Below are 13570 nucleotides of genomic sequence, written 5' to 3'. Positions count from 1 at the left end.
AATGTGTGTGTAAACACAAAATTTAAATAAATCAGATTAACTTAAATAAACACGGTCCTCTTCGCCGTCAACATCCATTACAACATCAACATGTTCTTTTAAAATCGTGGCCAGCTCAAGTCCGACGAAATCGGTGGCAATCGGGAAAATTTTGTGGCTCCTGTCTACCAGCACAACTGTGCGGATTTTTTTATGTGGCGTATTCAAAAAAACACCTAAGCCATAAGCGAGCGTTTTACCGCTGTTCAAAACGTCATCAACCAGAATAATAACTTTATTTTTCCACTGGATTTCATTTAAATCGGTGGTGGCAACCAGTTTACTGCTTTGCTTTTCCAAATCGATACGGAGCAACGTGAGCTTAAAATCCGAGATCTTCTTCAATACCTTTTCCAAACGAATAGCGAGTTTGTAGCCTCTATCCCAAATTCCGGCAAGTACAATTTCCTTTTCATTAAGGTTATCTTCCAAAATCTGATAAGCTATACGATCAATTTTTTGCTGTATTTGTTTTTTATTGAGAATTAACAGTTGCGTCGCGGCCATTTTTAAAAAGGTTTGAATACAAAAAGAACGATTTTAAGGCTTAAATTCAAACTATTTCAAAATTAATTTTGGATTAGCTGCAACGTTTTGGCCGGTTCTGCGTCTAATATTTAACCGAATAACAAAAACAAAATTCAATCATCCCTTCAAAACACAAAATCTAAATAAACTTCCAATGAAAAATTTCTTAAAAACAACTGCTACAATATTTCTTCTTGCTACCTCCAGTTTAGTTGCAAATGCGCAACAATCTAAAAATGTAGCGGTAAAAAACTTTAGCAACATCACGGTAAGCAGTGGCATCGATTTGTATTTAACCCAGGGAAACAACGAAAGTTTAACGCTAAAAGCGACTTCAGATTTACTGGAAAATGTGGTTGTAGAGCAGAAAGGCAGCAACCTGGTAATTAAAATGAAAGAAGGCGTGCATTGGGGTTCTATGTTTAAAAATCAGAGTATTAAAGCATATGTAAATTTTAAAACGCTGGCGGCACTTACTGCTTCAGGCGGCAGCGATGTTTTCTCGCAGGGACAAGTGAAAACAGGCAAATTTGCACTGCGTTCATCGGGTGGTTCGGACGTTAAACTAAACCTGATTTGTACCGATATCGAGTTGCAAACCAGCGGTGGCAGCGATGTTACCTTGACCGGCAAAGCAGAAAATATGATTTTACAAACCAGCGGCGGCAGCGATGTTGATGCTTATGATTTCGTGGTTGATTATGCTAAAGTTAGCGCATCAGGCGGCTCAGACGCAAATATACATGTAACAAAAGGCTTAGAAGCGGGTGCTTCTGGCGGAAGCGATGTACACTATAAAGGCAACGCATCATTAAAGAAAACGTCATCATCTAAAAGTGGTGATGTTACAAAAGTAAATTAGTTAGTTTTAGGTTTAATTAATTTTACTATCGCTCGCTTTGCGGATGCAAAGCAGCGATTTTTTATATAAAAAAACATCAAAAGGGAGCAAATTAACATCCATAACCTGCTTAGAAATAAGCTTCTTCAACTTTTAGCCTTTTTTGTAAGGATAGTAAATAAAGTTTGCCCCTTCAGGAACGACGACAAAAACACACATAAAATTCTCAGGTTTCTTGTAAACTTTCAGAAACTGTTCTTTCTTCTCTTTATTTATAATTCCCTTTTCTACAAATTCTTCCAGCGTGGAGGCCTGTATGGTCCAGTCGGTATTTAGTTCTTCTTTGTTTAAGATAATTTCACCCAGTTTTACTTCGTGCTGGTGTGCAACAAAAATAGGGTAAGCAGAAATCCCCTCTACCATAATTTCTATTGAAACCTCTTTTATCGCATCTGCATAAAACTCCAGGTCCTTTTCCAGACTTATCAACGGACTTTCCTGTTTTTTTTGTGGTGCTCCGCTATCTTCCGGCGTTGCGCCCAATAATTCTTCTCTATCCATTTTTAACTGTTGAATCTTGAATGACTGATTGATTGAATGGGACTAAATGAATAAACTATTTGCCAAAAACCACTCCACAAATCACTCAATTAAATCCTTTAAATTTTAATAAAACTACATTTTCTACATGTTGCGTATGCGGAAACATGTCTACAGGTTTTATCCGGGCAACATCATATTTCTCTTTAAGCAACTCTAAATCCCTTGCCTGCGTTGCAGCATTGCAGCTTACATAAACAATTTTTTCAGCTTCCATTTCCAGCAAACGTTGTACCACATCCGCATGCATTCCTGCCCTTGGCGGGTCGGTAATTACAACATCTGGCTTTCCATGTTCTTTAACAAAATCGGCAGTTAAAATATCTTTCATATCACCCGCATAAAAAACAGTGTTGCCGATGCCGTTCAGCTCAGAATTAAATTTTGCATCTTCAATTGCCGTCGGAACATACTCTACACCCACAACCTGCCGAACATCTTTTGCAATGAAATTTGCGATGGTTCCGGCCCCGGTATATAAATCGTAAACCAATTCGTTGCCAGCGAAACCCGCAAATTCTTTCGTTATTTTATAAAGCTCAAAGGCTTGTTCTGAGTTAGTTTGATAAAAAGATTTTACACCGATTTTAAAACGGATGCCATCCATTTCCTCAAAAATATGATCGCGACCAGCGAAAACATTGACTTCCTGATCAAAAATAGTATCGTTCTTTTTCTGGTTTACGATGTAAAGTAAGGAGGTAATCTGCGGAAACTCCACCTTAAGAAAAGTCATCATCGAATCAATTTGGCGCTGCTCCGGATATGCGAAAATAACCGCTACCATGATTTCACCAGTACTGGAAGTTCTGATGATAAGGTTACGCAAAACGCCTTCGTGGTTTCTCAAATCATAAAATGAAACCTCATTTTCCAAAGCATACTTACGAACAGCATTTCTAATCTGGTTTGATGGATCATCCTGCAAATAACAATGCTCAATATCCAATATTTTGTCAAAACGTAATGGAACATGGAAACCAAGGGCATTCATATCGAAATTATCTTCACGTTCCATGTCGGTTTTTTCCAACCACCGTTTGTTAGAAAAAGTAAATTCCAGCTTGTTGCGGTAATACCTGTTTTTCGCTGAACCCAAAATCGGCTCGGTAATAGAGGTGTCTATCTTGCCAAGACGTTGTAAGGCTGCTTCAACATTCTTCTGTTTAAATTTTAACTGAGATTCGTAGCCCATGTGCTGCCATTTGCAACCACCGCATGTACCAAAATGTTGGCAGAAAGGATCGGTGCGTAATGTCGATTTTTCATGCAACTGTTCAATTACGGCCTCCGCAAAATTCTTTTTCTTTTTTGTTAACCGAACATCAACAACATCGCCGGGCACCGCTTTGTCTATAAAAACAACCAACTCGTCAGCTTTGCCCACACCTTTTCCTTCTTCCGCAATATCGATTACATGCACATTCGGAATTATAGTTACCGCACCAGGTTTTCTTCTACTCATTATGCCGCAAAGATAGAAAAAAGAGGTTAAAGGTTGAAGGCAGAAAGCCGGAAGATAAAAAGAACTATTAAAAATTTAAGCAATAGTATTGGCCCCGAACGTAAAACTGTTCGTTGAGAAATGTTCGATTAGTGAAAATTATTTTCCAAAAAACTTAAAAGCTGCGCCCCAAAAACCATCGGCCCAGTTAAATTTTAGGTCGAACTTTTCATCTACCTGTACGGAAAAGTCCAATATTTCTTTGCTCATGATAAAAAACTTATGTATTTAAGCAATAATACAAAATTTAGACCAAAAACCGAAACGGTTCAAATTAATTTTATGTTAATTCCTGATGTGTAAATTTAGCAGTCGCTCAGATTACCTTATGATTAATTTTGAAATCGTTTCTTAAGAAAGTCAATCGGTAGAAGCTCGAAATTAATCCTGGTTTTTGTTAAATATTTAGTTTTCAAATTGTTATTGATTAAACCAAATTAAATAGGTAACTTAATATAACAATTCAAAAAAAGGAGGTTCATCATGAACGTTATCCGTAAAATTGAACACTGGGGAGATGTTCATCAATCAAAATGGCTTGATTTTCTTCGCATCCTGTTAGGCCTGGTAATTTTTGGCAAAGGTGTTTCTTTCATTAGCGATACATCGGCATTACAAAATCTAATTGTCGAAAACAATGTATTTGGGTTTTCGGGCATGCTTATCAGTGTTGCCATTCATATTGTTGCTTTTGCGCATTTAGTTGGTGGCATTTTGTTAACGCTTGGCTTGGTAACAAGGTTTGCCGCGGTAATTCAAATCCCGATATTGTTATGCGCCGTGTTATTTGTAAACCTGACGCGAGGGTTTTCAATGCCAAATTCAGAGTTATGGCTCTCGGTTTTGGTGTTGTTTTTACTTGTTTTGTTTTGGGTAACCGGCTCTGGTCCGTTATCCGTTGATGAAGGATTAAAAAATAGAAAAGGTAAGCGTTATGATTGAAGTAAAACGCAACATTGAAGCGTATTCTTAGTATCTTTCAGCCTTTATAGCTGATTAATGAAAACTAAGATTTTTACAGGCCTGCTTTTAGTGGGATTTTCGAGTTACGCCCAAAATACAACGGAACAATATTTCAAACTTACAAGATCCGGTTTTAAAGAGAACAATGCCTATGAAACCACGGCTTTTGTAGAAAAGTTTTTTAGAGTTCCGGGCAATACGGGCTTTAATGCCAGCATACATAACGTTGAAGGCATTCTGAAAAAAGCCGGTTTTGTCGAGCAAAAGCAAAACGAATTTGAAGCGCCGCTAACCTATCGCATTGAAAAGCGGGCGATGAAAAACAAAACCTGGGAACCCATCAACGCTAGTATAGAAATTCTCGGAACAGCTCAGCCGCTAATTTCATTCAAAACAAATCGCAATATGATTCCGATAAACTGCGTGTCTACCCCTGCTGAGGGCGTTACCGCAGATTTGGTATTTATCGATAAGATTGTGCCAGCCGAGATGGAAAAACTGGATCTGAAAGGCAAAATACTGTTTTCAGAGAGTAACCCTTCGAGGTTATTGCCTACCGCAGTTAAGGCTGGTGCCATTGGCGTTCTTGGCTACGCGATGCCAAAATATACGCAACCAGAAGTACATCAAACTTCTATTCAATTTGGCAGCATGCGGCCCAATAGTGAGGTTTGGACGTTGCTTTTATCTTATTCGGCGAAAGAAAAACTTAAAGAAGAGTGTAAAAAAGGTACAACAAAGCTAAAGGTAAATATCGAGACCAAAATCTACCAGTCCGAGGAATTAACCATTGTTGCAAACGTAAAAGGAAGCGAAAAAGCAGACGAGCGGTTTGTTTTCAGTGCGCACGTGCAGGAACCGGGCGCAAACGACAACGCAAGCGGTGTTGGTACTCTGGCAGAAATGGCAAGGCTAACGGCCGAACTTTATCAGGCAAAAAAGATAATCCCAAAACGTACACTCACATTTTTATGGGGCGATGAAATTGTATCGACCAGAAGATACATAACCGAAGATACAGCACGTGCAAAAGGTATTTTGTGGGGAATGAGTTTGGATATGGTTGGTGAGGACACTAAAAAAACAGGCGGGTCATTTCTGATTGAAAAAATGCCCGACCCTTCTGCCATCTGGACCCGTGGTACGGATAAACATACCGAATGGGGCGCCGGAGACGTAAAAGAAAAAGACCTTTTCCCGCATTACTTCAACGATTTTATTTTCGATATCTGTAAATCCCAGGGTAAGTTTGCCAACTGGACGGTAAATTATAATCCTTTCGAAGGTGGAAGCGACCACACGCCATTTCTTCAGGCTAAAATTCCCGGTTTATTGATGTGGCACTTTACCGATGTATTTTACCACACAGATAACGATAGGATAGATAAAGTTTCTCCAACGGAAATGAAAAATGTTGGCATCAGTGCTTTAACAGCTGCGTATTCATTAATCTCTGCCGATGAAAATATGGCAAGTAAAACCGTTACACAAGTTAAATTGGATGCTTTAACAAGATTAAAAACGGAGTTTGAATTGAGTAAAAAAGCAATTGCAGCAGGAAAGCCTGCTGCTGATGAACAGCACATTATTGAAACCTGGAGTAAATGGTATATTGATGCTTTAGCTACAATAAACAAAATGCCGGTGAAGGCCGAAACAACCAGAATTGGTTCATCAATAAAAGTGGCCACGCTCGAATTGGAAAAACAAACAAAAGCGTACGTGGAGGCGTTGAAATAGCTTTATATATTTCATATGCCGAAAGTAGTAGTAATTGGGGCCGGAATTGCAGGCATTGCATCTGCCATAAGAATGGCCGTTAGAGGATTTGACGTACAGGTTTTTGAAGCGAATGATTATCCCGGCGGAAAACTATCGCAAATTGAAATGAACGGTTTTCGATTTGACGGCGGTCCAAGCTTATTTACAATGCCACAATATGTTGATGAACTTTTTAAGTTGGCGGGAAAAGAACCCAAGGATTATTTTGAATACGAAAAGCTTGATGAGATTTGCAGGTACTTTTATGAGGACGGCCTCCGGCTAACGGGCTCCTCAGATGTGGAAATCTTCGCGAACGAAGTGGGCGAAAAAACAAATTCTTCTGCAGCAGAAATTAAAAGATTTTTAAAAAAGAGTGCAACAATTTATGATGTAACCCACAAAGTCTTCCTCGAACGAACCTTGCACAAATTGAAAAGTTATCTGCATTTTGATACACTCAAATCTGTATTTCGATTTGGCAAAATTGACGCTTTTCGTTCTCAGCATGCTGCAAACGAAAGTTTTTTTAAGGATAGCCGTATTTCACAACTGTTTGACAGGTATGCAACATATAATGGTTCAAATCCATTTCAGGCACCCGCTACGCTCAACGTTATCCCCCATTTTGAATACCATTTCGGAGCTTTTCTTCCCAAACGTGGCATGTATGGAATTGTAATATCTTTGGTTAAACTGGCAACAGATTTGGGCGTTAAATTCCACTACAATAAACCTGTTGAAGCAATTGTTTCCGAGCAGAAAAAAATAACAGGTGTAAAGGTTAATGGAAAGTTGGTAGAGGCAAGTGTCGTAATCTCCAATTTAGATGTTTGGTTTACTTACAAAAACCTGTTGAAAAATTTCAAGGCACCTAAAAAGCTTTTAAACCAGGAACGGAGCAGTTCAGCGTTGATTTTTTATTGGGGAATGAAAAATATCTATCCCGAATTAGGCTTACACAATATTTTCTTTGCGGAAAATTACGAGGCAGAATTTAATGCAATCTGGAAAGAAAAGTCGATATATGACGACCCGACAATTTACATCAACATTACTTCAAAACACATTGCAAATGATGCGCCTGGAGGTAATGAAAACTGGTTTGTAATGATTAATGTGCCTGCAAATAACGGACAAAACTGGGATGAGCTTATTGATTTAGCCAGGCAAAACATACTTAAAAAGCTCAACAGAATTTTAAAAACAGATATATCGGCTAATATCGCCTGCGAACAAATTTTAGACCCCAGGACGATAGAAAGCAGAACAGGCTCCTATCAGGGTTCGCTATACGGAAACAGTTCCAACAATCAATTCGCTGCATTTTTACGGCACCCCAACTTCAGTCCGGAAATAAAAAACCTGTATTTTTGCGGCGGTAGCGTGCATCCGGGAGGTGGCATCCCATTAGCTTTATTATCTGCAAAAATCATCGATCAAGATCTCATCAGTATTTAGCTTATTTATTAGCTGCCCGGCCTTAAGCATTTCGTATCGCTTCCTCCAATCGCTCAGCGTCTAAATCGAAGGCGTTGATAACAATTTTCGACTTTCTATAAAAGGTGTTTCTTTCTTCGAGCTTTAACTTGATGAATTCAAGGAGCTGTTCATCGTTTAAATCCTTTATCAATGGTCTTTTTTGGCGGTTATGCAATCTCGAAACCAATTGCGATGGCTCCATTTCGAGATAAACAGTTTCACCATGCGCATTCATCCAGTCCATATTATCGAAAAAGCATGGCAAACCACCGCCAGTTGCAACCACGCAGGTTTCGGGGTAGTTATATGTTTTAAGCATTTCACTTTCATACGCCCTGAAACCATTTTCGCCATAAGCTTCAAAAAATTCTGCAATCGGTTTGGCCGATTTATTTACAATTTCTGCATCTAAATCTATCACCGGGCAATCTAGCCGATGTGCAAGTTGCTTAGCTTTGGTGCTTTTGCCGCAGCCCATATATCCAACGAGAAAAATTTTCATTCTTATATTTTTTTCTATTGAGTGATTTGACTTCTACAAAGTTGTTGATGTTTGCAAAAATTAGTGTGCAGCTGTCAAAATTAACCGTTTACCTCTGGTATTGTGATTCTGAGTAAACAGTTATCAGCGATGCGTAGACAACTAATTTCTCTGTAATTCTACGCGAGTTTCACCCTTGGGTCAATGTAGGCATAAAGAATATCGACCAAAATGTTTATCACCACAAACACAAAGGCAATAAACAAAATAGAACCCATTACTACCGGAAAATCAGACATTTCCAGCGCAGTAACCGTTGTTCTGCCCAAGCCGTTGTATCCAAAAATGTATTCAACAAAAAAGGAACCTGCCAATAATGATGCAAACCATCCAGAAATAGCAGTTATCACCGGGTTCATCGCATTTTTTAAGGCGTGCTTATAGATAATTGCATTTTTACCCAAACCTTTTGCCCTGGCCGTGCGGATATAGTCTTGCGCCAGAACATCGAGCATGGCGCTTCTGGTTAGCTGCACAATAATGGCTAAAGGCCTTAGTCCTAAAGTTATCATTGGAAGCCACAAATTGCGAAGCGTTAAAACTTCACCTTTAAAAGGGTCATAACTGTATAAACTTCCACTCATTCTTAAGCCGGTATAATTGCTTAATACAAAACCAAATAACCATGCGATAATAATACCGGCAAAAAAAGATGGTGCTGAGATACCCAAAATAGCGAAAGCATTTGCCGATTTATCGACCCAGGAATCTTTGTAAACGGCAGAAAGAACACCCAGAAAAACACCAATAATCGTGGCGAAAATCATGGCCGTTAGCGCCAGCACAAAAGTGTTCGGAACAGTTTCAGAGAGTATCGCAGTAACATCTCTTTTGGTTTGATAAGAACTTCGGAGGTAAGGCCACTTTATAACTAAAGCCTTTTCGTTGAAACTAAGCAGCTTTACGAAACGATATTTTTTTTGCGCAGTGCTGTCATTATCAAGGATGGAAATCGGGGACAAATCATTCACATATAGAATGAACTGCACTGGTTTGGATTTATCTAAGCCAAATTCCTTTCTTACAGCTTCTAACGATTGAACGTCGGCTCGCTGACCCATCGTCATCCTCGCAGGATCGCCAGGCAAAATATTAAATAACACAAACACAACAAACACAACCCCCGCCATAACCAGCAAGCCATAAAGAAGTTTTTTTATGATATAGGCTAACATTTATTTGCTGAAATATTTAGTGCTTAACTGCTCGAATGTAGGCACATTATGAAAATGCCACTTGTTAATTACGACACCGTTTTTTAAAAGCAGCACCCCCGGATTTGCTCGAACCATACTTTTTAGCGGAACGGCATCCGCATAAAACACCTCCGAAAAAAGATTGGTCTTTTTAATAAACTTCTCCGCATCAACAGCAGAATTTGAAGTAAGCAGCACCGTACGGATATTAAATTGCTGCGTTGCATTCATTGCCAAAGCATTTAGGTCGCCAATTGCCTTAAGATTAGCATCGTTTAGACTGTAGGCAACAAAAACCAAACTGTAATAAGGATTTTCGATAAGTTCCTTTGTATAATCTGTTCCTGAAGCATCGGTTATGATAAGATCTTTAATTTTAGGTTCGTAACCTTTTTTAACAAGGGTTTTGGCGGGTTCACCAATAATTTCCCAGTTATTATCTTTCCATATTTCGGTTTTAAGGTATTCTTTATCGCTCATGTCTTTTTCAGCTTTTGTAGCCTTATTTTTCAAATGATACATGATTTGATATTCATCGGGTTGTTCCCCGGGAGGAATTACCATAAGCGACGGAATATGGGCCCCTACCTTATATGGCAGAAAATCTACCACAGGTAAAAAGTTGTAGGTATACAAACCGAATAAAAGTGAAACTAGGATAACCGCTATCGATATATTTCGCTGGGTGATAAAACTTTTAAATGCCGGCCGGATTAAAGCCTTGTTTAGAAAAATGTAAACGATAAGCACCAGGAGCACTAAATCTTTACTAAACGACTGCCATGGCGTTAGCGGAATTGCATCGCCAAAACAACCACAACTGGTTACCACTTTAAAAAATGCAGAAACGAACGTAAGTATTGTAAAAAACACGATGAGCAAAAGCAAGCCCCAGCTTACCTTTCTGCCCCAGAAACCGAGCAAAAGTAATGCACCAAGAACCACCTCTAACGTGCAAAGAAAAATAGCGATTCCGGTGGCAATCGGGCTTAAAAAGTCAATGTGAAAAACTTCAAAGTACTCCTGAAGTTTGTAGCCAAAACCCAAAGGATCATTTGCTTTTATCAATCCGGAAAAGATAAATAAAATGCCTACAAATATTCTCGAAAAGGTTAGTGCTGTGTTCTTCATCTATTTTACGCCAAGTTTTATCAATGCAAAAACCGAATAATTTAACATGTCCTGGTAGTTTGCGCTCACACCTTCAGATGCAAGTGTTTGCCCATCATTATCTTCAATTTGCTTAACACGGAAAATCTTCATTAATATCAAATCTGTTAACGAGCTTATGCGCATATCTCGCCATGCCTCGCCATAATCGTGGTTTTTCGCAAACATTAAATCTTTAGTTTCACTTACCTTGGCATCGAAAACGGATTGCACCACATCAAAAGGCAGTTCAATCGGGTCGTTTTCTGTAAGCTCCAGCTGCATCATTGCAATTACGCAATAATTGATAATCCCAATATATTCTGAGGTGATTCCCTCACCCACCATACTCACTTTCTTTTCTTCCAAAGTGCGGATTCGTTGGGCCTTTATAAAAATTTGATCGGTAATCGAACTCGGCCTCAAAATGCGCCATGCAGTACCATAATCTTTCGTTTTTTTTAGGAATAAGGATCTGCAAACTGTAATCACATCATCAAATTCGGTAGCGGTATTTGTTTGTGCCAAGGCCAATAATTATTTAGTTTTAATGTATTTTTGTTTAGAAAAAACAAAAGCTAAAGATACATTTTTAATGCGAAACCCAAATCCCGAAAGGGCTTAATATGGTAGAAAAAAACTTTTTTGAAGCAAAACAAAGCCTGAATATTAAAGGAAAAATCTTTGATTTAAGTACGCCAAAAGTGATGGGGGTTTTAAACATTACGCCAGATTCATTTTACAGCAACAGCCGCACCAAATCTATCGGCGAGGTGCTAAAAAAAACAGAACAATTTTTAAATGAAGGCGCTTCCTTTGTAGATATAGGCGGCTATTCTTCCAGACCGGGTGCTACAAATATCTCTGAGGATGAAGAGCTTGGCCGATTAATTCCGGTTATCGAAGCTCTGCATAAAAACCTGCCGGAAGCACTAATTTCAATAGATACTTTTAGAGCAAAAGTGGCCGAAGAAACCATTATGGCCGGTGCGCATATGATTAACGATATTGCAGCAGGCGAGCTCGACAACAATATGTTCGACACGGTAGCCAGGCTACAGGTTCCTTACATTTTTATGCACATGCTTGGAACCCCACAAACGATGCAGCAAAACCCAGGTTACAAAAATGTTCTGTTCGATATTATGGATTATCTCGCCAAAAAAATCAGTAAGTTAAAAGGCTTGAAAGTTCATGATTTAATTATCGACCCAGGCTTTGGCTTTGGTAAAACAACCGAGCATAACTACGTACTTTTGAGCCAGCTGCAGGAATTTCAAATCTTCAATCTCCCGGTTCTGGCCGGTTTTTCGAGAAAGGGAATGGTTTACAAAGTTTTAGGTAATACCGCTGCCGAAGCGCTAAATGGAACGACAGTACTCAACACAATTGCGCTGCAAAAGGGTGCTAAAATTTTAAGGGTTCACGATGTTAAAGAGGCAGTTGAATGTGTAAAACTGATTGAACGGTTAGAATTGCCGGGTTAATTGTATGACGGTTTTAGCTCGTTACCTGCGACGCTTAGTTGACGATTATGAGTGACTTACCTTACGAATCGGATAATTAATTTGAACACTGAATTAGCTGCAGAGTTAAACAATTCAACAATTTTTCAATTCGAACAATAAACCAAATCAAACAAAAAAAACTATCTTGTCGCTGATGAAAGGATTAGATTTCGACTTCGTAAAATTCACCGTAACAGATGTAGTAGATATTGTGCTGGTTGCGCTTTTGATTTATTACGTTTACACCCTGATCCGCAATACCTTAGCCGTAAACCTATTGGTTGGTATGCTCATTATAGCAGTGTTTTACAAAGTTGTAGACGTTCTGCATATGAAGTTGCTTACAACAATCATAGAAAAGTTTATGAGTGTTGGTATCATTGCACTTATCGTGATTTTTCACCCTGAAATCAGGCGATTTCTTTTGCTGATTGGAAAAAATGCATTTCTTCAAAAAAATAAAGCCTGGTGGGGCTATTTATTCGGTCGCAAGGAAATTGAACGCAATAACCTAACGCGGATTAAGCCAATAATCGATGCCTGTAAAACGATGAAGAAAACCAGAACAGGCGCCTTAATCGTTTTTGTCAAATTTTATGATGAACAGTTTTTTGCAAATAGCTGTGAGGTTGTTGATGCCAAAATATCTAAGCGATTACTTGAAAGCATATTTCAGAAAAACAGTCCGCTGCACGATGGCGCTGTGGTAATATCAGAAAATAAAATAAAAAGTGCCAGCTGTATTTTACCGCTCACCGATAACGACCAGTTGCCATCTCAATTTGGCTTAAGGCATAGAGCCGGTATAGGTGTTTCGGAAACAACCGATGCAGTTGCGGTAATTATTTCGGAAGAAACAGGAGAAATATCTTACGCAAAACAAGGAAGAGTTAGAATGAATGTATCTTTTGGAGAACTTGAAAAGTTACTTAACAAAGATTTTTAGCGTTAGGAAAATCAAAGCTCTTTACAAACTTGAACATAAAAAAAGCAAGGATTAATTAAAATAATCCTTGCTTTTTTAGCTTCTGCTTAATTAGCAATATTGTTCAAAAGCACCAATTAAGTTATCGGCAATCATTTGGGCAGGGCGGCCTTCAATTTGATGGCGCTCAATCATATGAACCAATTTACCATCTTTAAATAAAGCCATTGCTGGTGATGATGGCGGGAAAGGCATCATGTAATTTCTAGCCTGATCAACAGCTTCTTTCTCCATTCCGGCGAAAACTGTTACCAATTTATCAGGATGTTTTTCGTGTGCTGCTGCAGCTCTTGCTGCCGGGCGTGCATTTGCTGCCGCGCAACCGCAAACGGAGTTAACAACAACCAAAACAGTTCCTTCGCCTTTAATGGCCTGGTCTACCTCTTCAGCATTTTTTAATTCTTCAAAACCTACGTTAGTTAATTCCTTACGCATTGGCTCTACTAAATATTCTGGATACATTATCGTGAGTT

15 protein-coding genes are annotated in these 13570 nt (G+C 38.9%); 6 read left to right on the top strand and 9 right to left on the bottom strand.

Annotation, left to right across the window (positions count from 1 at the left end; translation table 11 throughout):
• Nucleotides 1-36: 36 nt before the first annotated feature.
• Nucleotides 37-546 (bottom strand): phosphoribosyltransferase family protein, encoded by a 510-nt coding sequence (locus AC0IWT_RS19815; RefSeq protein WP_471798478.1) that lies wholly within the window; start codon nt 544-546, stop codon nt 37-39.
• A gap of 175 nt (nt 547-721) precedes the next feature.
• On the opposite strand from AC0IWT_RS19815, the gene AC0IWT_RS19810 reads away from it, so the two are divergent.
• On the top strand, nt 722-1429 hold the full coding sequence (locus tag AC0IWT_RS19810; protein ID WP_056871828.1) for a head GIN domain-containing protein: 708 nt from the start codon (nt 722-724) through the stop codon (nt 1427-1429).
• A gap of 132 nt (nt 1430-1561) precedes the next feature.
• On the opposite strand, the gene AC0IWT_RS19805 is transcribed toward AC0IWT_RS19810, so the two are convergent.
• The 3 genes from AC0IWT_RS19805 to AC0IWT_RS19795 form a co-directional block, all read right to left on the bottom strand.
• Entirely contained in the window at nt 1562-1969 is a 408-nt protein-coding gene (locus tag AC0IWT_RS19805; protein ID WP_056871829.1) for a hypothetical protein, read from the bottom strand.
• Nucleotides 1970-2054: 85 nt separating this feature from the next.
• On the bottom strand, nt 2055-3473 hold the full coding sequence (gene rlmD, locus AC0IWT_RS19800) for a 23S rRNA (uracil(1939)-C(5))-methyltransferase RlmD (RefSeq protein ID WP_471798477.1): 1419 nt from the start codon (nt 3471-3473) through the stop codon (nt 2055-2057).
• 138 nt (nt 3474-3611) lie between these two features.
• A complete protein-coding gene (locus tag AC0IWT_RS19795; RefSeq protein ID WP_056871831.1) occupies nt 3612-3722 on the bottom strand; it encodes a hypothetical protein in 111 nt (36 codons plus the stop codon).
• A 273-nt stretch (nt 3723-3995) separates the two neighbouring features.
• On the opposite strand from AC0IWT_RS19795, the gene AC0IWT_RS19790 reads away from it, so the two are divergent.
• Genes AC0IWT_RS19790 through crtD form a run of 3 tightly spaced genes read left to right on the top strand, consistent with a single transcriptional unit; the run spans nt 3996 to nt 7697 of the window.
• Nucleotides 3996-4454: a DoxX family protein gene (locus tag AC0IWT_RS19790; protein ID WP_471798476.1), complete on the top strand. Its 459-nt coding sequence runs from the start codon at nt 3996-3998 to the stop codon at nt 4452-4454.
• 57 nt (nt 4455-4511) lie between these two features.
• Nucleotides 4512-6215 (top strand): M28 family peptidase, encoded by a 1704-nt coding sequence (locus AC0IWT_RS19785; RefSeq protein WP_471798475.1) that lies wholly within the window; start codon nt 4512-4514, stop codon nt 6213-6215.
• Nucleotides 6216-6230: 15 nt separating this feature from the next.
• Nucleotides 6231-7697, top strand: a complete 1467-nt coding sequence (gene crtD, locus AC0IWT_RS19780; protein WP_471798474.1) for a 1-hydroxycarotenoid 3,4-desaturase CrtD — start codon at nt 6231-6233, stop codon at nt 7695-7697.
• A 22-nt stretch (nt 7698-7719) separates the two neighbouring features.
• Here the strand turns inward: crtD and AC0IWT_RS19775 are convergent, their stop codons facing one another.
• From AC0IWT_RS19775 to AC0IWT_RS19760, 4 genes are all read right to left on the bottom strand, one after another.
• The gene (locus tag AC0IWT_RS19775) at nt 7720-8220 is read right to left on the bottom strand and encodes a shikimate kinase (protein ID WP_471798473.1); all 501 of its coding nucleotides are present in this window, start codon (nt 8218-8220) and stop codon (nt 7720-7722) included.
• Nucleotides 8221-8378: 158 nt separating this feature from the next.
• On the bottom strand, nt 8379-9434 hold the full coding sequence (locus AC0IWT_RS19770) for an ABC transporter permease (RefSeq protein ID WP_471798472.1): 1056 nt from the start codon (nt 9432-9434) through the stop codon (nt 8379-8381).
• On the bottom strand, nt 9435-10586 hold the full coding sequence (locus tag AC0IWT_RS19765) for a BT_3928 family protein (RefSeq protein WP_471798471.1): 1152 nt from the start codon (nt 10584-10586) through the stop codon (nt 9435-9437).
• Nucleotides 10587-11132, bottom strand: coding sequence for a DUF1599 domain-containing protein (locus AC0IWT_RS19760; protein WP_471798470.1), 546 nt, complete (start codon nt 11130-11132; stop codon nt 10587-10589).
• Nucleotides 11133-11230: 98 nt separating this feature from the next.
• On the opposite strand from AC0IWT_RS19760, the gene folP reads away from it, so the two are divergent.
• Both folP and cdaA read left to right on the top strand, forming a co-directional pair.
• The gene (folP, locus tag AC0IWT_RS19755; RefSeq protein WP_471798469.1) at nt 11231-12091 is read left to right on the top strand and encodes a dihydropteroate synthase; all 861 of its coding nucleotides are present in this window, start codon (nt 11231-11233) and stop codon (nt 12089-12091) included.
• A 175-nt stretch (nt 12092-12266) separates the two neighbouring features.
• Nucleotides 12267-13058, top strand: a complete 792-nt coding sequence (gene cdaA, locus AC0IWT_RS19750) for a diadenylate cyclase CdaA (protein ID WP_056871839.1) — start codon at nt 12267-12269, stop codon at nt 13056-13058.
• A gap of 90 nt (nt 13059-13148) precedes the next feature.
• On the opposite strand, the gene AC0IWT_RS19745 is transcribed toward cdaA, so the two are convergent.
• On the bottom strand, nt 13149-13559 hold the full coding sequence (locus tag AC0IWT_RS19745; protein WP_056871840.1) for a BrxA/BrxB family bacilliredoxin: 411 nt from the start codon (nt 13557-13559) through the stop codon (nt 13149-13151).
• Between the last annotated feature and the right edge of the window lie 11 nt (nt 13560-13570).

The sequence above is a fragment of the Pedobacter sp. AC464 genome, assembly GCF_979253075.1.
The sequence above is the reverse complement of the archived record's forward strand: the minus strand, read 5'-3'. Positions and strand labels throughout refer to the sequence as shown.